General features: G+C 71.1%; 19 protein-coding genes. 5 read left to right on the forward strand and 14 right to left on the reverse strand.

What is annotated here, in order from left to right:
- The first annotated feature begins 14 nt into the window (after positions 1-14).
- The 3 genes from NHL53_RS03885 (at position 15) to NHL53_RS03895 (ending at position 1,998) form a co-directional block, all read left to right on the forward strand.
- Entirely contained in the window at positions 15-362 is a 348-nt protein-coding gene (locus tag NHL53_RS03885; RefSeq protein ID WP_433775353.1) for an ArsR/SmtB family transcription factor, read from the forward strand.
- The gene (locus tag NHL53_RS03890; protein ID WP_433775354.1) at positions 362-880 is read left to right on the forward strand and encodes an N-acetyltransferase family protein; all 519 of its coding nucleotides are present in this window, start codon (positions 362-364) and stop codon (positions 878-880) included. The genes NHL53_RS03885 and NHL53_RS03890 overlap by 1 nt, the downstream gene beginning before the upstream one ends.
- 113 nt (positions 881-993) lie before the next feature.
- Positions 994-1,998 (forward strand): Abi family protein, encoded by a 1,005-nt coding sequence (locus NHL53_RS03895; protein ID WP_433775356.1) that lies wholly within the window; start codon positions 994-996, stop codon positions 1,996-1,998.
- A 70-nt stretch (positions 1,999-2,068) separates the two neighbouring features.
- On the opposite strand, the gene mutM is transcribed toward NHL53_RS03895, so the two are convergent.
- The 6 genes from mutM to NHL53_RS03925 all read right to left on the reverse strand — a co-directional run bounded on the left by mutM (position 2,069) and on the right by NHL53_RS03925 (position 7,165).
- Positions 2,069-2,971 carry a bifunctional DNA-formamidopyrimidine glycosylase/DNA-(apurinic or apyrimidinic site) lyase gene (gene mutM, locus NHL53_RS03900; RefSeq protein ID WP_433775358.1) on the reverse strand — a complete coding sequence of 301 codons (903 nt, stop codon included), beginning with the start codon at positions 2,969-2,971 and terminating at the stop codon, positions 2,069-2,071.
- Positions 2,964-3,668 (reverse strand): ribonuclease III, encoded by a 705-nt coding sequence (gene rnc, locus NHL53_RS03905; RefSeq protein WP_433775360.1) that lies wholly within the window; start codon positions 3,666-3,668, stop codon positions 2,964-2,966. Before rnc ends, mutM begins: the two co-directional genes overlap by 8 nt.
- A 10-nt stretch (positions 3,669-3,678) precedes the next feature.
- On the reverse strand, positions 3,679-3,888 hold the full coding sequence (gene rpmF / locus NHL53_RS03910) for a 50S ribosomal protein L32 (protein ID WP_433775362.1): 210 nt from the start codon (positions 3,886-3,888) through the stop codon (positions 3,679-3,681).
- Positions 3,889-3,918: 30 nt separating this feature from the next.
- Positions 3,919-4,380, reverse strand: a complete 462-nt coding sequence (locus NHL53_RS03915) for a YceD family protein (RefSeq protein WP_433775598.1) — start codon at positions 4,378-4,380, stop codon at positions 3,919-3,921.
- Between the two features lie 101 nt (positions 4,381-4,481).
- On the reverse strand, positions 4,482-4,979 hold the full coding sequence (gene coaD / locus NHL53_RS03920; RefSeq protein ID WP_433775364.1) for a pantetheine-phosphate adenylyltransferase: 498 nt from the start codon (positions 4,977-4,979) through the stop codon (positions 4,482-4,484).
- Positions 4,980-4,996: 17 nt separating this feature from the next.
- Complete coding sequence (locus NHL53_RS03925; RefSeq protein WP_433775366.1) at positions 4,997-7,165, reverse strand: ATP-dependent DNA helicase RecG; 2,169 nt, start codon at positions 7,163-7,165, stop codon at positions 4,997-4,999.
- 73 nt (positions 7,166-7,238) lie between these two features.
- Here NHL53_RS03925 and NHL53_RS03930 point away from each other — a divergent pair, with 73 nt between their 5' ends.
- A complete protein-coding gene (locus tag NHL53_RS03930; RefSeq protein ID WP_433775368.1) occupies positions 7,239-7,829 on the forward strand; it encodes an RsmD family RNA methyltransferase in 591 nt (196 codons plus the stop codon).
- Here NHL53_RS03930 and thiL read toward each other — a convergent pair.
- Positions 7,793-8,779, reverse strand: coding sequence for a thiamine-phosphate kinase (thiL, locus tag NHL53_RS03935; RefSeq protein WP_433775369.1), 987 nt, complete (start codon positions 8,777-8,779; stop codon positions 7,793-7,795). The two genes, NHL53_RS03930 and thiL, sit on opposite strands and share 37 nt — an antisense overlap.
- Positions 8,780-8,848: 69 nt before the next feature.
- On the opposite strand from thiL, the gene NHL53_RS03940 reads away from it, so the two are divergent.
- Entirely contained in the window at positions 8,849-9,334 is a 486-nt protein-coding gene (locus NHL53_RS03940; RefSeq protein ID WP_433775371.1) for a DUF3515 family protein, read from the forward strand.
- On the opposite strand, the gene NHL53_RS03945 is transcribed toward NHL53_RS03940, so the two are convergent.
- The 7 genes from NHL53_RS03945 to NHL53_RS03975 all read right to left on the reverse strand — a co-directional run bounded on the left by NHL53_RS03945 (position 9,323) and on the right by NHL53_RS03975 (position 16,875).
- Entirely contained in the window at positions 9,323-10,432 is a 1,110-nt protein-coding gene (locus NHL53_RS03945; protein WP_433775373.1) for a D-alanine--D-alanine ligase family protein, read from the reverse strand. The genes NHL53_RS03940 and NHL53_RS03945 overlap by 12 nt on opposite strands.
- Entirely contained in the window at positions 10,338-11,444 is a 1,107-nt protein-coding gene (locus NHL53_RS03950; RefSeq protein WP_433775375.1) for an NAD(P)H-dependent glycerol-3-phosphate dehydrogenase, read from the reverse strand. Before NHL53_RS03950 ends, NHL53_RS03945 begins: the two co-directional genes overlap by 95 nt.
- Entirely contained in the window at positions 11,441-12,196 is a 756-nt protein-coding gene (locus NHL53_RS03955; RefSeq protein WP_433775600.1) for a lysophospholipid acyltransferase family protein, read from the reverse strand. The genes NHL53_RS03950 and NHL53_RS03955 overlap by 4 nt, the downstream gene beginning before the upstream one ends.
- Positions 12,193-13,554 carry a UDP-N-acetylglucosamine 1-carboxyvinyltransferase gene (gene murA, locus NHL53_RS03960; RefSeq protein ID WP_433775377.1) on the reverse strand — a complete coding sequence of 454 codons (1,362 nt, stop codon included), beginning with the start codon at positions 13,552-13,554 and terminating at the stop codon, positions 12,193-12,195. Before murA ends, NHL53_RS03955 begins: the two co-directional genes overlap by 4 nt.
- A gap of 62 nt (positions 13,555-13,616) precedes the next feature.
- Positions 13,617-14,213, reverse strand: a complete 597-nt coding sequence (gene leuD / locus NHL53_RS03965) for a 3-isopropylmalate dehydratase small subunit (RefSeq protein ID WP_433775379.1) — start codon at positions 14,211-14,213, stop codon at positions 13,617-13,619.
- Positions 14,214-14,215: 2 nt separating this feature from the next.
- Positions 14,216-15,682 (reverse strand): 3-isopropylmalate dehydratase large subunit, encoded by a 1,467-nt coding sequence (gene leuC / locus NHL53_RS03970; protein WP_433775381.1) that lies wholly within the window; start codon positions 15,680-15,682, stop codon positions 14,216-14,218.
- Between the two features lie 191 nt (positions 15,683-15,873).
- The gene (locus NHL53_RS03975) at positions 15,874-16,875 is read right to left on the reverse strand and encodes a TerC family protein (RefSeq protein ID WP_433775383.1); all 1,002 of its coding nucleotides are present in this window, start codon (positions 16,873-16,875) and stop codon (positions 15,874-15,876) included.
- Between the last annotated feature and the right edge of the window lie 113 nt (positions 16,876-16,988).

Here is a 16,988-nt window from a genome sequence, read left to right on the forward strand (position 1 = left end):
GCAGAATGGATGGCATGAACGCCCTCCCCGTCACCATCGACGCCGCGCCCGACGCGGCGGCCTGCTGCGCGCCCGGCCAGGTCGTCGGCGACGCCACGGCCCACGACCTCGCCCGGGTGTTCAAGGCCCTCGGCGACCCGACCCGGGTCAAGCTCATGTCGATGATCGTCGGTAGCAGCGAGGGTGAGATGTGCGTCTGCGACCTCACCGAGCCCGTCGGCCTGTCTCAGCCCACCGTCTCCCACCACATGAAGCTCCTCGTCGAGGCCGGCCTCGTCGAGCGCGAGCAGCGCGGGAAGTGGGCCTACTACCGGCCCACCGTCGGCGTCCTCGTCGACGCCGCGAAGGCCATCGTCGCCTGATGGCGGCCCCGGCCATCCGGCCGATGACGCCGGACGACTGGCCCCAGGTCGCCGAGATCTACCGCGCCGGCATCGCGACCAGCCACGCCACCTTCGAGGTCGAGCCGCCGGTCAGCTGGGACGCGTTCGCCGCGGCCAAGCGCCCGGACCTGATGATCGTCGCTGCAGACGGCGACGACCGCGTACTCGGCTGGGCCGCCGCCGGGCCCGTCTCGGCGCGGGCCGTCTACCAGGGCGTCGTCGAGCACTCCGTGTATGTGGGACCGCACGCCTCCGGACAGGGGGTGGGGACTGGCCTGATGTCCGCGCTCGTCGAGCTCGCTGACCGCGCCGGTGTCTGGACGATCCAGTCCTCGGTCTTCCCCGAGAACACCGCCAGCCTCAGACTGCATGAGCGCGCCGGGTTCAGGGTCGTCGGGCGGCGCGAGCGCATCGCGAGGATGAGCTACGGCCCGCTCGCCGGCCGATGGCGCGATACCCTGCTCATCGAGCGGCGAGCGGCCTCGACCATCCACTGAAGGCCTGTCGGGCTCATGCCAGCCCGTGCTAGCCTGAGGGCACTACATCCCCCACGCCTCTCCACGATGCGCACTTGGGGGATTTTCTCTGCCCGCGTCCAGGAGGAGTGCCGATGCCCCAACCGCGTCACGCTCCCCGTCAGCCCCGTCCGCGCGGGCCCCTGCGCTACGACAAGCCGCCCATGGAGCTGGACGACCTCGTCGACCGCCTCGTCGACCGCGGACTGGTCGTCCCCGACCGGGACCGTGCGCGCCGATACCTGCGCCACATCGGCTACTACCGCCTCTCCCCGTACACGATCCCCTTCCAGCAAGGCGGATCGGACCACCTCCTGCGCGACGGGACGTCCTTCGACGACGTGCTCGACCTCTATGTCTTCGACCGCACGCTCTGCCTGGTGGTCATGGACGCCCTCGAGCGGGTCGAGGTCGCTGTGCGCGCGGCGCTGACCGACCACATGTCCACCACCTACGGCGATGCGCACTGGTACATGGACGCCTCTCACTTCCGCGACCGCGGCAAGCACGTCGGGCTCCTGAAGATCGTCCGAGACACCTGCGACGAAAGGCTCCGCGGCACTCCCGACGCCGGCGAGGACTCACTCGTCCACCGCTCCGCCCTCGAGCACTACCTGACCACCTACGGCTCCCCCGAACTCCCGCCCTCCTGGCTCATGGTCGAGACCCTCACCGTCGGCCAGCTCACCAGCGCGTACCGCAATCTCAAGCGGCGCGCCGACCGGACCGCCGTCGCCCGCAGCATCGACCTGACAGCGCCCGTGCTCGAGTCATGGATGCAGACCTACGTCCGAGTCCGCAACGTCTGCGCCCACCACGGCCGGCTGTGGAACGTCGGCCTCGGCGTCTACCCGGCGATCCCGAACTCCTCGACGGTGTCCTGGCTCGAAGGGCACGAGGCGCTACCGGAGCGATCCAGGAAGCGGCTCTACCCCGTCCTGGTCTCCCTGCAGACGGTCCTCGAGACGATCTCACCGCGCAGCGGCTGGGCCCGCAGACTCCACGGACTGCTCAGCACCCGGCCCACGATGAACCTGCGCGGCATGGGCGTCCCCGAGGACTGGGCAGACGATCCGTTCTGGCGTCGGCACCTCGACTGAACTGACTCGCGAACAATCGAGCGGCGACGCGTCCCAGCACTCGCGGTCGCGCCGAGGCTAGCCACTCAACCTAGCGTCTTCGCTGACAGACCGGGCAGAAGTGGCTGGAGCGGTTCATAAACTTCTCGCGTACGATCGCGGTGCCGCAGCGCTTGCACGGCTGACCCTGTCGGCCATAGACATTCAATGTGTTTCTTCCTGCCTGCCCGTTCACGTTCACGTACTGGGCGTCGAAGCTCGTGCCGCCCTCCGCGAGGGCCTTCTGCAGGACGGCGCGGACCTCGTCGAGGAGCCGGCCGACAGCGCGGGAGGAGAGCTGAGCGGAGAGGTGCTCGGGATGGATCCGCGCGGCCCACAGCGCCTCGTCCGCGTAGATGTTGCCGATCCCGCTCGCGACGGTCTGGTCGAGCAGCACGCGCTTGATCGCGGAGGCGCGGCGGGCGAGGATCCCCCGGAATCGGACCTCGTCGAACGCCGGGTCGAGCGGATCGCGCGCGATGTGCACCGCCTGCGACGCGACGAGGGGCGCCTCGTCTCCCCAGCCGCCCGCCGCGCCGTCCGCGGTCAGCACGAGGGGATCGATCGCGAGCGAGCCGAAGGTGCGCTGATCCGCGAACAGCGCGACGACCTCGCCGTGCTCCGGGTGCCGCACCGTGAGGCGCACGCGCTCGTGCCGCTCGGCCTCCGCGCCCGGCAGCCGCAGCAGCATCTGCCCGCTCATGCCCAGGTGGGCGCCGAGCGCCTCGTCGCCGTCGTCGAACGGGAACCAGAGGAACTTGCCGCGGCGCACGGCCGCGCGGACCCGGCGCCCCACCGCCCGCGCCTCGAAGTCCTCCGCGGTCGGACGCGCGGATCCCGCGACGTGGCGCGTCAGCGCGCGGACGTCGCGCACCTCCGCGCCGATGATGCGCGCGCCCACGAGGGCCGGGGCGAGGCCGGCTCGCACCACCTCCACCTCGGGGAGCTCAGGCACGCCCCTCCTGATCCATCGCCCGCCACAGCTGCAGGGCGGCCGCCATCTCGGCCTGCTTCTTGCTCGTTCCGCTCCCGGACGCGTGGTGATCCCCCACCGTCACGACGGCGGTGAAGCGGCGATCGTGGTCGGGGCCCTCGCTCGTGATCGCGTAGGAGGGCGGATCCACGCCGAGGCGGGCCGCGAGCTCCTGAACGCTCGTCTTCGGATCGACCGCGGCGCCGTAGCGGGCCGGGTCGTCGAGCAGCGGCGCGACGAGCCTCAGCACGAGCGCGTCGGCCTCGGCGCGGCCGGCCGAGAGGAACACGGCGCCGAAGATCGCCTCGGTCGCGTCGGCGAGGATCGAGTCCTTGTCGCGGCCGCCGGTCTGCTCCTCGCCGCGCCCCAGCTTGAGGTGGGCGCCGAGACCGATCGTGCGGGCCACGTCGGCCAGCGCGACGGTCGAGACGACGCTCGCGCGGCGCTTCGCGAGGACGCCCTCGGGCGCGTCGGGGTAGCGCTCGTACAGGAGCGCGGTGATGGCGAGGCCCAGAACGGAGTCGCCGAGGAACTCGAGGCGCTCGTTGTGGGGGATCCCGCCGTTCTCGTAGGCGAAGGAGCGGTGCGTCAGCGCCAAGCCGAGAAGCTCGGCGTCGATGTCGACGCCGAGCTTCTCGGTGAGCGTGACCTGCGCGCTCTCATCGATGCGCAGGGTCATCAGGGGCTGATCAGGCGTCAGCGACCTTGCGGCCCTTGTACTCCAGGAACAGCTCGGTGCCCTGCGAGTCGGTGACGACCTTCGCCTGGTGGGGACGGCTGTACGTGACCTTGCCGTTCTCCACCGTCTTGACGAGCGTGGGGGCCTCGGTCTTCCACTGCGAACGACGCGAACGCGTGTTCGAGCGGGACACCCGGCGCTTCGGGGGGTTACCTGCCATGGCTGACTCTCTTCTCTGCTCTGGACGGCGTCAGTCCGCCGACTCGGTTTCGGTGAGTTTCTGGAGCGCAGCCCACCGGGGATCGATGGGGGCCTGCGCGTCGCCGGGACTCTCGGTCAGCAGATCGCCCGTGGCTGGATCAAGGCCGGGGCAATCCGGTCGACAGACCGGCTGAAACGGAAGCGATAGGACAATCGCGTCCCTGACCAGAGTTTCAAGATCCACGTGGTCGTCTTGAAGCTCGAAGTCAGCGGTTTCGGATCCAGGGTACTCGAAAAGATCCTGGAACTCGACTTCGACAGGCTGGGAGATCTCTCGCAGGCAGCGGCTGCAGACCCCTGCCGCGACGGTCTCGACGGATCCGCTGACGAGGATCCCCTCGTGCACGGATTCGAGGCGGACCTCGATGTCGAGAGCGGTTCCCTTCTCGATCGACACGATGCCCTCGCCCCACTGCTCGGCGAGGGGAACGGAGAGGGTGTGCTCGCGCATCTCGCCGGGCTTGCGGACGATGTCGCGCGCCGGCAGGACGAACGGTCCGGAGAGTCGGTTCTTCACACCCTCCAGCGTACGGGCCGACGGGCCGGCGCGGCTCAGTTCTCGCTGTGCGCGGACGCGAGATGCCGCGCGACGGGCCCGGGCACGTACGGCGAGACGTCGCCGCCGAGGCTCGACACCTGGCGCACGAGCGAGCTCGACACGAGCGAGTTCGCCGGATCCGCGAGGAGGAAGACGGTCTCCACGCCGGAGAGGTGGTGGTTGACGACCGCCATCGGCGTCTCGTAGGCGACGTCGACCTGCGAGCGGATCCCCTTCACGAGGACGCCCGCGCCCACCTGACGCGGATAGTCGACGAGGAGGCCCTCGCTCCACGCGGCGATCGTGATGTCGCCCGCGATGCCGGCCTCGGCGATCGACTCCTCCAGGAGGCGCATGCGCTCGTCGACCGTGAGCATCCCGCGCTTGTCGGGGTTGTGGACCACGAGCACGTGGAGCCGGTCGTAGAGCGACGCGGCGCGGCGGATGACGTCGAGGTGCCCGTTCGTGGGCGGATCGAACGAGCCGGGGACGACGGCGATCCTGTTGCTCATGGCCCCAGCGTAGCGAGTCAGTTCTTGCGGAGCGCGGCGCGCTCCTCGGTCGTGACGCGCGCCGAGATCAGGGCGGAGAGATCGGGATGACCCTCGAGCGTCGGGTCGTCGTCGAGGATGTCCTGCGCGATGTCGCGCGCCTGCTGGATGAGGGGCGCGTCCTTGATGACCCGCAGCAGGCGCAGCGACGAGCGGGCACCCGACTGCGCGTCGCCCAGCACGTCGCCCTCGCCGCGCAGCTCCAGGTCGACCTCCGCGAGCTCGAAGCCGTCGAGCGTCGCGGCGACCGCCTCGACGCGCTCGCGGGCGGGTGTCAGGGGAAGCGCCTCGGTGACGAGCAGGCAGAGCCCCGGCACGCCGCCGCGACCCACGCGCCCGCGCAGCTGGTGCAGCTGCGAGACGCCGAAGCGGTCGGCGTCGAGGATGATCATGGTCGAGGCGTTCGGCACGTCCACGCCGACCTCGATGACGGTCGTCGCGACGATCATGTCGATCTCGCCGCGGGCGAAGGACGTCATGATGCGGTCCTTCTCCTCGCCCGGCATGCGGCCGTGCAGCGGCGCGACGCGCAGGTCCTTCGTCGACTCGTGCCGGGAGAGGGTGTCTGCGACCTGCACGACGCCGAAGCGCGGGCCCCTCTCCTCGCCGTCGTCCGGGATCTCGTCGGTCTCCCCCGGCTCCTTCTGCGGCGTCTCCTGGTCGGTGTCGATGGCCGCGCACACGACGAACACCTGGTGGCCCTTCGCGACCTCCTCGGCGGCGCGCTCCCAGACCCGGCCGAACCAGCCCGGCTTCTCCGCGATCGGCGCGACGAACGTCTCGATGCCCGCGCGGCCCTTCGGCATCGTGCGGATCGTCGACACGTCGAGGTCTCCGAAGACGGTCATGGCGACGGTGCGCGGGATCGGCGTGGCCGTGAGCACGAGCACGTGGGGGTTGGATCCCTTGGCGCGCAGGGTCTCCCGCTGCTCTACGCCGAAGCGGTGCTGCTCGTCGACCACCACGAGACCGAGGTCGGCGAAGGTCGTCTTGTCGCTGAGCAGGGCGTGCGTGCCCACCACGATCCGCGCCTGGCCGGCCGCGACCCGCAGAGCTGCCCGCCGTCGCTCGGGGGCCGACATCTGGCCGGTCAGCAGCGTGGGCATCAGCTCCGCCGACAGGTCGGGGCCGAGCATCTTCGCGATCGAGCGCAGGTGCTGGGCCGCGAGCACCTCGGTGGGCGCGATGAGCGCCGCCTGCCCGCCGGACTCGGCGACCTGCAGCATGGCGCGCAGCGCGACGAGGGTCTTGCCGGAGCCGACCTCGCCCTGCACGAGGCGGTTCATGGGCACCTCGGCCTCGAGGTCGGAGGCGATGCGCGCCCCGACGTCCCGCTGGTCGGGCGTGAGCTCGAACGGCATCGCGTCGTCGAAGCGCTCGAGCAGCCCGCCCGGCGCGGCCGGCCGGCTCGTGGCGGCCAGCGCGCGGACGGACAGGCGCTGCTGCAGCAGCGCCGTCTGCATCACGAGCGCCTCGTGCATGCGGAGCGTGCGGCGCGCGGCGCGGACGTCCGCCTCGGTCTCGGGACGATGCACGAGCAGCAGCGCCTTCCGGGCGGGCAGCAGGCGCTGCGCGCTCCGGAGATCCGCGGGCAGCGGATCCGGCACGTCGCCGAGGTCGTCGAGCACGGCGCCGATGAGCTTCTGGATCTGCCACGTGGGCGTCTTGCCCGTCGCGGGGTAGAGCGGCAGCGGGCGCTCCGCATAGCTCTCGGCGCTCTCGCGCGCCTCGTCCTCGTCGTCGAAGAGCTGGTAGTCGGGGTGGGAGAACTGCAGGGCGCCGCGGTACTCGCCGACCTTCCCCGAGAACACGCCGCGCCTCCCGGGCTGCAGCTCCTTCTCGCGCCACGCCTGGCCGAAGAACGTGAGGCTCATCTCGCCGACGCCGTCGCCGATGACGACCTCGAGGAGCGTCCCCCGTCGCTGGCGCATGGGCCGCGCCTGCACCCGCCTGACCTCCGCGACGATCGTCGCGGTCTCCCCCACCGGCAGCTCGAGGATCGGCGTGAGGTCGCCGCGCTTGGCGTACCGCCGCGGGTAGTGCGCAAGCAGGTCGCCGACCGTCTTCATCCCGAACGCGCGGTCGAGGCTCTTCGCGGGTGCCGTGCCCACGGCGTCCGCGAGCGCATCGTCGAGCGAGAGGGTCATGCATTCGATCATAGTTTCGATGCGCCCGGGGACGCCCCGCGGCGCGCGCCGACGGCCCGCGTAGGGTGAAGGGGTGACGAGGATCATCGCGGGCGCGGCCGGAGGGATCCGGCTCGACGTCCCCTCCGCCGGCACCCGGCCGACGAGCGACCGCGTGCGGGAATCGCTGTTCCAGGCGCTCGAGCCGACGGGCATGCTCGACGGCACGACGGTCGTCGACCTGTTCGCCGGCTCCGGCGCGCTCGGGCTCGAGTCGCTCAGCCGCGGCGCCGCCGTCGCCGACCTCGTCGAGCGCCACGGCCGCGCGGCCCGCGTCGCGCGCGCGAACGCCGACCGCGTCTCCCCCGCCGTGACCGGATCCGCGCACGTGCACGCCGTCTCCGCCGCGGCGTTCCTCCGCACGGCGACCCGCACGTACGACCTCGCCTTCCTCGACCCGCCGTACGACCTCCCGGACGACGAGCTCGCCGAGACCCTGCGGCTGCTGACGCCGCGTCTCTCCGCCGACGCGCTCGTGATCGTCGAGCGGGCGACCCGGTCGGGCGCGCCGCGCTGGGCGGAGGCGGGCCTGGCGCCGTTCAGGGATCGCGCCTACGGCGACACGAGCGTGTGGTGGGGCGAGCCCGCTCAGCGCGCCGAGCCGGATCCGTCCCAGTCGCGATAGGGGTCCCAGCCCCCGCGTCCGGCGTACGCGGCGCCGTCGACCGCGAGCGGCGCGTCCCCGCGCTCCACGACGCGTCCGATCGCGCGGAAGCCGGGAGGGAGCGTCGCCTCGGGGAAGGTCGCGAGCAGCGCGTGGTCCTCTCCCCCTTCGAGCGCGCCCTCGGGATCCGCGCCGAGCGCGGCGGCGTCGAGGTCGATCGTGACCTCGGACGCCCGCGCGAGACGGCGCGCGTCGAGCGCGAGCCCGTCGGAGACGTCCATCATCGCCGTCGCGCCCGCGACGCCCGCGAGAGTCCCGAGGCCGATCGGGGGCTCGGGCCGCAGCTGCATCCGCACGGCCCGCCGCTCCTCGTCCGTCAGCGCCTCGGAGTCCACGGGCACGGGCGCGCCGCGACCGTCGCGGAAGCGCTCGAAGAGCAGCGCGAGGCCGCGCCCGGCGAGGCCCATCTCGCCCGCCAGCGCGACGACGTCTCCGGCCCTGGCGCCTGCGCGCGTAACGGCGGGTCTCCCGTCGAGATCGCCGAGGGCGGTCACGGCGACCGTCAGCACAGCCGACTGGGTGAGGTCTCCCCCGACGACCGCGCATCCGGGCGCGAGCGCCTCGCACGCCTCGCGGAGGCCGTCGGCGAGGCGCTCCACGAACACGATGTCGGTGTCGTTCGGCATCGCGAGGGCGACGAGGAGGCTCGTGGGCCGCGCGCCCATGGCCGCGACGTCGGCGAGGTTGACGGCCGCGGCCTTCCACCCGAGGTCGTACCCGCTCGTCCACGGGGTGCGGAAGTCGGGGCCGTCGACGAGGGTGTCCGTCGTGGCGACGACGGCCCCGCTCGTGGCGATCACCGCCGCGTCGTCTCCGGGGCCGAGGATCTCCGCCGCCGCGCGCCCCGTGCGCTCCTGGATCCGCCTGAGGATCTCGCCCTCGCTGAGCGATCCGACCGTGGTCACCTGCATCCCTCCAGCCTAGAGGCCGCTCAGGCGACGCCGGGGTTCCGCGGAGACCGCCCGATTAGGGTGAGGGCTGTGACACGTCGACCGCTCGCCGCCGGCCTCCTGCTCCTCGCCGCCGTGCTCAGCGGCTGCGCGGCGCCCACGGTGCACCTGACCCCCGCGGAGCACGCGAACGACCCGTCCTGCGCCGACGTGAGCGTGCGCCTGCCGGACGCCCTGGGCGACGTGCCGCGGCGCTGGACCGACGCCCAGGCGACCGCCGCGTGGGGCGACGACTCCGAGGTCGTGTTCACGTGCGGTCTCGAGCCGCCGGGGCCGACGACGCTCCAGTGCGTCACGATCGGCGGCGTCGACTGGATCGTCGACGACGAGCGCTTCCCCCGCCTCGTCATGACGACCTACGGCCGCAGCCCCGCCGCGCGCGTCTCGGTGGACACCGAGGCCCTCAGCAGCAACGACGTGCTGCAGGCCCTGTCCTCGTCGGCTCAGCAGCTGCCGCAGACGGGCGGCGCGTGCGTCGACGCCGACGAGCTCGAGCCCGACCCGTCAGCGTCCTGACGCCCCGGCGGTGCGGGCGATGCCGAGCTCGATCAGCTCGGTGATGAGGTCGGCGTAGCTCAGCCCCGATGCGACCCAGCACTTCGGGTACATCGAGATGGGCGTGAACCCGGGCATCGTGTTGAGCTCGTTGACGACGATGTCGCCCTCCGCGGTGAGGAACACGTCGACGCGCGCGAGGCCCCGGCCGTCCACCGCGTCGAAGGCGCGGGCGCCGACCTCGCGGATCCGCCTCGTCTCGTCCTCCGTCAGGTCGGCGGGGCACACGACGTCCGCGCCGTCTCCGCCGAGGTACTTGCCCTCGAAGTCGTAGAACTCGCGGGTGGTGAGGACGATCTCGCCGGGCAGCGAAGCGCGGGTCGCGCCGCCGGAGCGTCCCTCGAGCACCGCCACCTCGATCTCGCGCCCCTCGATGCCGCGCTCGACGAGCACCTTGTCGTCCTCCGCCAGCGCGATGCGCATCGCCTCGGCGAGCTCGGACGCGTCGTGCGCCTTCGCGACGCCGACGCTCGATCCCGCCCGCGCCGGCTTGACGAACACCGGGTAGCCGAGCGCATCGACGTCGGCGCGCACGCCCTCCTCGTCATCGGCCCAGCGCGATCCCTGGACGGTCGCCCACGGAGCGACGGCGATGCCCTTCGCCTCGAGGGCGACCTTCATGAAGTGCTTGTCCATGCAGAGGGCCGAGTCGAGCACGCCGCCGCCCGCGTAGGGGATCTCGAGGATGTCGAGGAACCCCTGCATCGTGCCGTCCTCGCCGTGGAGGCCGTGGAGGATCGGCAGCACCGCGTCGAGCGCCCCGAGGCTCTCGACGGCTCCGTCCGCGCGCCGCACACGCAGCTCGCGGCCCTCTCCGGGCATCGGCCACAGCACCCGCGTGCCGTTGTCGACGACCTCGGGCAGGCGCTCGCCGTCGAGGCGGAAGCGCTCGGGGTCGTCCTCCTCGAGGACGAAGACGCCGTCGCGGGTGACGCCGACGGGGATCACGCGGAACAGGTCGCGATCAATCGCGCCCAGCACGCCCCCCGCCGTCGCGGAGGAGATCGAGTGCTCGCTCGATCGCCCGCCGAAGAGCACCGCCACGGTCGTTGCTGCCATACTGCGTCTCCTCCTGGGGAGTGTCGTCGTCTGTCGTGAGGTGCGGGGCGATCTCCCGCGGAGACATCGTGCCGTCGAGGACCATCTTCACCTGCTCGACGATCGGCATCTCGACCCCCTTCGCGTGGGCGAGGGCGAGGATCGGCGCGACCGAGTTCAGCCCCTCGGCCGTCTGCTCCATGTGGGAGACGACGTCGTCGAGGGTGTACCCCTGGCCCAGCAGGCGGCCGGCGGTGTTGTTGCGGCTCAGCGGAGACTGGCACGTCGCGATGAGGTCGCCGAGGCCGGCGAGCCCCTGCATCGTCTCGGGCTGCGCGCCGTAGGCGACCGCGAAGTCGGTCATCTCGACCAGGCCGCGGGTGATGATCGACGCCTTCGTGTTCTCGCCGTAGCCGACGCCGTCGACGATGCCGATCGCCACGGCGATGAGGTTCTTGAGCACGCCGCCGAACTCGGTGCCGGGCACGTCGGTGTTGACGAACGTGCGGAAGTAGCGGTTGGACGCGGCTCGCGCGACCTCGGCGGCGGTCTCGGCGCTCGTCGACGACATGACGGCCGCGGTCGGCTGCTCGCGCGCGATCTCGAGCGCGAGGTTGGGGCCGCTCGCCACGGCGATCCGATCGGGATCGCAGCCGAGCGCCTCCGCGATGACCTGGCTCATGCGCATGCCGGAGCGCTTCTCGACGCCCTTCATGAGGCTCACGATCGGCGCGTCGCCGTGCTCGACGAGAGGACGCACCTGCTTGAGCGTCTGCCGCGCCGACTTGCTCGGCACCGAGACGAAGATCTGGTCGGCGCCGGCGATCGCCTGCTCGAGCGAGGCGGTCGCCCGCATGCTGCGCGGGAGGTTGACGCCGGGCAGGTACTGAGAGTTGCGCTTGGCCCGGTCGATCTCCTGCGCGAGCTCCGGTCGCCGCGCCCACATGGTCACCTCGGCGCCGCCGTCGGCGAGGATCTTGCCGAAGGTCGTCCCCCAGCTGCCCGCTCCGAGAACTGCTGCGCGCACGCTCATATCCGTCCGGTCTCCGACTGTCCGTGATCCGAGGGGTTCCAGCGCTCCGCGGGAGGCTCCTCGCCGCGGATCTCGCCGAGCAGGTCGGCGATGGCGTTCATCAGGCGATCGCTGGCCTCCGCGAGCACGCCCTTCTCGTGCTCGCGTCCGTGCAGATCCGACAGGTCGACCGGATCGCCCACGAGCACCGTCACGGGACGGCGCGGCGGGAAGGGACGCAGCCTGCCGTATCGGGGCATGAACGCCTGCTCGCCCCAGTGCGCGACGGGGATGAGGGGGATGTCGCCCGCCAGCGCGAGGCGCACCGCGCCCGACTTCCCGCGCATCGGCCAGAAGTCGGGGTCGCGGGTCAGCGTGCCCTCCGGGTAGACGATCACGCCGCGCTGGTTCTCGACGAGCTCGGTCGCCTGCTGCATCGCCTGCGGAGCGCCCGTGGATCCGCGCCCCGTGCGGGACACGGGGATCATCCCGGTCGCGCGCATCGCGTGCCCGAGCACCGGGATCCGGAAGAGGCTCTCCTTCGCCATGAACCGCGGCGCGCGCCCCATCCGCCACGTCGCGACCGCCGTGATGAGCGGGTCGATCTCGCTGTGGTGGTTGGGAGCGAGCACGTAGGCGCCCTCGCGGGGCAGCTTCTCGGCCCCGCGGATGCGGATCTTCGCGAACCACCCCACGAGGGGCACGACGATCGCCGCGAGGAGCCAGAAGAGGCTCGGTCGGGTCTTCTCCCGCGAAGCCTTCACGGCGCTCAGCCTACGACGTCGAAATCAGCGCCGAGGGCGGTGAGCTTGTCGAAGAACTTCTCGTAGCCGCGACGGATGATGCCCACGTTCGACACGCGCGAGGTCCCCTCGGCCGCGAGGGCCGCGATGACGTACGCGTAGCCGCCGCGCAGGTCGGGGACGACGATCTCCGCGCCGTGCAGCGGGGTCGGGCCGGTGATGACGGCGGCCTGCTCGAGCTCGCGGCGGGCGACGCGACGGTACGCCCCGTCGAGGCCCTTCGGGTGCACGACGATGTCGGCGCCCATCTGGTTGAGCGCGTGGGTGAAGCCGAGGCGGTTCTCGTAGACCGTCTCGTGCACGATCGAGACCCCGTCGGCCTGCGTGAGCGCGACGATGAGCGGCTGCTGCCAGTCGGTCATGAAGCCGGGGTGCACGTCGGTCTCGACCATCACGGGCTTGAGTGGCGTGGCGGCGCGACGGAAGTAGATGCCGTCGTCGGTCACGTCGAACGATCCGCCCGCCTTGCGGAAGACGTTGAGGAAGGTGAGCATCTCGTACTGGCGGGCGCCCTTGACGAAGATCTCGCCGTCGGTCGCGAGGGCGGCGCACGCCCAGGAGGCGGCCTCGTTGCGGTCGAACAGGCTGCGGTGGTCGTAGCCGTGCAGCTCCTCGACGCCCTCGATGAAGATGACGCGGTTCGGCTCGTAGGAGATGATCGCGCCCATCTTCTGCAGCACGCCGATGAGATCCATGATCTCGGGCTCGATCGCCGCGTTCCGGAGCTCGGTGACGCCCCGCGCGCGGACGGCGGTGAGGAGCACCTGCTCCGTCGCGCCCACGCTCGGGTACGGCAGCTCGATGTCCGCGCCGTGCAGCCCGTCGGGCGCCGAGAGGCGGATGCCGCTCGGCTGCTTGTCGACGACCGCGCCGAAGCGCCGCAGCGCGTCGAGGTGGAAGTCGATCGGGCGGTCGCCGATGCGGCATCCGCCGAGATCCGGGATGAACGCCTGGCCGAGGAGGTGCAGGAGCGGGCCGCAGAACAGGATCGGGATGCGGCTCGAGCCGGCGTGGGCGTCGATCTCCTCGAAGTTCGCCGACTTCGCGCCGGCGGGGTCGAGCACGAGCGAGCCCGGCTCCTCCCCCTCCGCGACCGTCACGCCGTGCACCTCGAGCAGCGAGCGGACGACCTCCACGTCGCGGATCTCGGGGACGTCGCGCAGCGTCGAGGGCGTCTCGCCCAGCAGCGATGCGACCATCGCCTTCGTCGCGAGGTTCTTGGCCCCCTTGACGTCGACCTGGCCCTTCAGTGGACGACCGCCGCGGATCTCGAGGACGTCGCCGTTCTTCCGCGAGGACCCTGCCTGTGCACTGCCTACGAGCGTCATTCCTGTGGAGCCTCACTTACCTTCCAGGCGTGTCGCCCGTCCCCGTGCGGGACGGACGAGGCTCACGGAACCGGAAGGGTCCGCGGCCGCCACGATGCGCGGCGGGCCTCGAACTGCGCGATCTCCTGCTCGTTGCGCAGCGTGAGCCCGATGTCGTCGAGCCCTTCGAGGAGCCGCCACCTAGTGTAATCGTCGATCTGGAAGGGAACGGTGAAGTCCGCGATCTGCGCGGTGCGCGTGACGAGATCCACCGTCATCTCGCGTCCGGGATCGGCGTCGATCGCCGCCCAGATGCGCTCCAGGTCGGCCTCCTCGATGACGCCCGTGACGAGCCCCTGCTTGCCCGAGTTGCCCCGGAAGATGTCGGCGAAGCGCGGGCTGAGGACGACGCGGAACCCGAAGTCGCGCAGGGCCCAGACGGCGTGCTCGCGGCTGGACCCCGTGCCGAAGTCGGGGCCGGCGACGAGCACGGAGGCACCCTGGAAGGCGGGCTGGTTGAGGACGAAGTCGTCGTTCTGCCGCCAGGACGAGAACAGCGCGTCCTCGAAGCCGGTCTTCGTGACCCGCTTGAGGTAGACGGCGGGGATGATCTGGTCGGTGTCGACGTTCGAGCGCTTCAGGGGCGCGGCGATGCCGGTGTGGGTGTCGAACTTCTGCATGATCAGGCCTCCGCTCCGCTCAGCGCGGGCTCGTCGATGGGCTCGAGGTCGGACGGGCTCGACAGCGTGCCGCGCACGGCGGTCGCCGCGGCGACCAGGGGGGACACGAGGTGCGTGCGCCCTCCCTTGCCCTGTCGCCCCTCGAAGTTGCGGTTGCTCGTCGACGCGCACCGCTCGCCCGGGGCGAGCTGATCGGGATTCATGCCGAGGCACATCGAGCAGCCGGCGAATCGCCACTCCCCGCCGAACTCCTCGACGATCTTGTCGATGCCCTCGGCCTCGGCCTCGAGCCGCACTCGAGCGGATCCCGGGACGACCATGACGCGCACGCCGTCGGCCTTCCTGCGCCCCTGGATGATCGAGGCGAAGGCGCGGAGATCCTCGATGCGGCTGTTCGTGCAGGAGCCCATGAAGACCGCGTCGACCGCGATGTCCTTCATGGGGGTGCCGGGCTCGAGGTCCATGTACTCGTAGGCGCGCTCCGCGGCGGCCCGCGCGTTCGGGTCGGAGAACGACTCCGGCGCGGGAACCGCCTCGCTGAGCGACACGCCCTGACCGGGGTTCGTGCCCCAGGTGACGAACGGCTCGAGCTCGTCGGCGTCGATGAACACCTCGGCGTCGAAGACGGCGCCCTCGTCGGTCGGCAGCGTCTTCCAGTAGGCGACGGCGTCATCCCAGTCCCGGCCCGTCGGCGCGTGGTCGCGGCCCTTCACGTACGCGAACGTCGTCTCGTCGGGCGCGACCATGCCGGCCCGCGCGCCGGCCTCGATCGACATGTTGCAGATCGTCATGCGCCCCTCCATCGAGAGGGCCCTGATCGCGCTGCCGCGGTACTCGAGGACGTACCCCTGTCCGCCGCCCGTGCCGATCTTCGCGATGACCGCGAGGATGATGTCCTTCGCGGTCACGCCGGGCTTCAGCTCGCCCTCCACGGTGATGGCCATGGTCTTGAACGGCTTGAGCGGCAGGGTCTGCGTCGCCATGACGTGCTCGACCTCGCTCGTGCCGATGCCGAAGGCGAGCGCGCCGAACGCGCCGTGCGTCGAGGTGTGGCTGTCGCCGCACACGACCGTGAGGCCCGGCATCGTCAGGCCCAGCTGGGGCCCCATGACGTGCACGATGCCCTGCTCCTTGTCGCCCAGCGAGTGCAGGCGCACGCCGAACTCCTCGGCGTTCCTGCGCAGGGTGTCGACCTGCGTGCGGCTCGTCAGGTCGGCGATCGGCTTGTCGATCGCGAGCGTCGGCGTGTTGTGGTCCTCCGTGCCGATCGTCAGGTCGACGCGGCGCAGCGGCCGGTCCTCGGCGCGCAGCCCGTCGAACGCCTGCGGGCTCGTGACCTCGTGGATGAGGTGCAGGTCGATGTAGAGGAGGTCGGGCTGGCCGTCCTCGCCGCGGACGACGACGTGGTCGTCCCACAGCTTCTCGGCCAGTGTGCGGGGGTGCTCCGGGATGCGAGCGTCGGAGGTCATTCGTGTTCCTGTTCCTTCACGTCGTGGATTGTCGGCCATCGACTGACTCCGCGACGGGGAGGCCTTCAGAAACGGGCCCCGTCGCGGCTGCTAAGGAGGAGTCGAACGCACCGCACGAGGGAAATCGTAGCAGAATGCTCAGGCCCGGCCGCACGCGGGCGACCGGGCCTGAGCAGGATGCGCAGAGCGCGTCAGCCCTCGATGTCGGAGGACGCCTCGCGCTTCTTCTGCGCGCTGTTGGCGATGAGGCTCGCGACCGTCGACACGACGATCGACGCGACGATCACGCCGAGCGAGGTCCAGTTGCTGATCTCGGGCGCCCAGCCGACGTGCTCGCCGCCGTTGATGAACGGCACCTCGTTGACGTGGAGGGCGTGGAAGAAGAGCTTCGCCCCGATGAACGCGAGGATGAACGCGACGCCGTACTTCAGGTAGCGCAGGCGATCGAGAAGGTCGCCGAGCAGGAAGTAGAGCTGGCGCAGGCCCATCAGCGCGAAGAGGTTCGCCGCGAACACGAGGAACGGCTCCTGCGTGATGCCGAAGATGGCGGGGATCGAGTCGATCGCGAACACGAGGTCGGTGACGCCGATGGACACGAACACGATGATCATCGGGGTGAGCATCTTGCGCCCGTTGACCACGGTGCGCAGCTTCGCCCCGTCGTACTCGTCGTGGATCGGGATGAACCGGCGCAGGACGCGGACGATGAACGTCTCCTTCTGCGCGTCGCCGTCGCCCTCGCGCTCGAACACCTGCTTGGCCGCGGTGTAGACGAGGAACGCGCCGAAGATGTAGAAGATCCAGCTGAAATTCTCGATGAGCGCCGCCCCGAGCAGGATGAACGCGGCGCGCAGGATGAGCGCGATGATGATGCCCACCATCAGCACCTCCTGCTGGTACTTCCTCGGCACCGCGAACTGGCCCATGATGAGCACGAACACGAAGAGGTTGTCGATCGAGAGGCTGTACTCCGTGAGCCAGCCGCTCACGAACTGCACGGCGTGCTCGGCGTCGCCCATCATCCACAGCACGACCGCGAAGATCAGGGCCAGCGTGACGTAGAAGCCGACCCACAGCGCGGATTCGCGGGTGGAGGGGATGTGCGGGCGCTTCAGGATGAGCGCGAGGTCCGCGAGGAGGATGAGGGTGAGGACGACGAGCGAGCCGACCTCGAACCAGACGGGGATGTCCAACGGATGCCTTTCGGGGTATGGGATGACCTCGAAAGTCTCTCCCCCGCGCGATGCGCGGCGCGACCCCGGAGCCGCTTCGATGGTGCTCGTGGTGACGGGGTTCGCGGGAACGG

The sequence above is a fragment of the Microbacterium sp. gxy059 genome, from assembly GCF_050958665.1.
Classification (GTDB): domain Bacteria; phylum Actinomycetota; class Actinomycetes; order Actinomycetales; family Microbacteriaceae; genus Microbacterium.

Excerpts from the sequence above, each read along its gene's own strand:
- NHL53_RS03885 (WP_433775353.1), top strand. The coding sequence starts at position 15 with ATGAACGCCCTCCCCGTCACCATCGACGCCGCGCCCGACGCGGCGGCC.
- NHL53_RS03890 (WP_433775354.1), top strand. The coding sequence starts at position 362 with ATGGCGGCCCCGGCCATCCGGCCGATGACGCCGGACGACTGGCCCCAG.
- NHL53_RS03895 (WP_433775356.1), top strand. The coding sequence starts at position 994 with ATGCCCCAACCGCGTCACGCTCCCCGTCAGCCCCGTCCGCGCGGGCCC.
- rnc (WP_433775360.1), bottom strand. The coding sequence starts at position 3,668 with ATGACCCTGCGCATCGATGAGAGCGCGCAGGTCACGCTCACCGAGAAG.
- rpmF (WP_433775362.1), bottom strand. The coding sequence starts at position 3,888 with ATGGCAGGTAACCCCCCGAAGCGCCGGGTGTCCCGCTCGAACACGCGT.
- NHL53_RS03915 (WP_433775598.1), bottom strand. The coding sequence starts at position 4,380 with ATGCGCGAGCACACCCTCTCCGTTCCCCTCGCCGAGCAGTGGGGCGAG.
- coaD (WP_433775364.1), bottom strand. The coding sequence starts at position 4,979 with ATGAGCAACAGGATCGCCGTCGTCCCCGGCTCGTTCGATCCGCCCACG.
- NHL53_RS03925 (WP_433775366.1), bottom strand. The coding sequence starts at position 7,165 with ATGACCCTCTCGCTCGACGATGCGCTCGCGGACGCCGTGGGCACGGCA.
- thiL (WP_433775369.1), bottom strand. The coding sequence starts at position 8,779 with ATGCAGGTGACCACGGTCGGATCGCTCAGCGAGGGCGAGATCCTCAGG.
- NHL53_RS03945 (WP_433775373.1), bottom strand. The coding sequence starts at position 10,432 with ATGGCAGCAACGACCGTGGCGGTGCTCTTCGGCGGGCGATCGAGCGAG.
- NHL53_RS03950 (WP_433775375.1), bottom strand. The coding sequence starts at position 11,444 with ATGAGCGTGCGCGCAGCAGTTCTCGGAGCGGGCAGCTGGGGGACGACC.
- murA (WP_433775377.1), bottom strand. The coding sequence starts at position 13,554 with ATGACGCTCGTAGGCAGTGCACAGGCAGGGTCCTCGCGGAAGAACGGC.
- leuD (WP_433775379.1), bottom strand. The coding sequence starts at position 14,213 with ATGCAGAAGTTCGACACCCACACCGGCATCGCCGCGCCCCTGAAGCGC.
- leuC (WP_433775381.1), bottom strand. The coding sequence starts at position 15,682 with ATGACCTCCGACGCTCGCATCCCGGAGCACCCCCGCACACTGGCCGAG.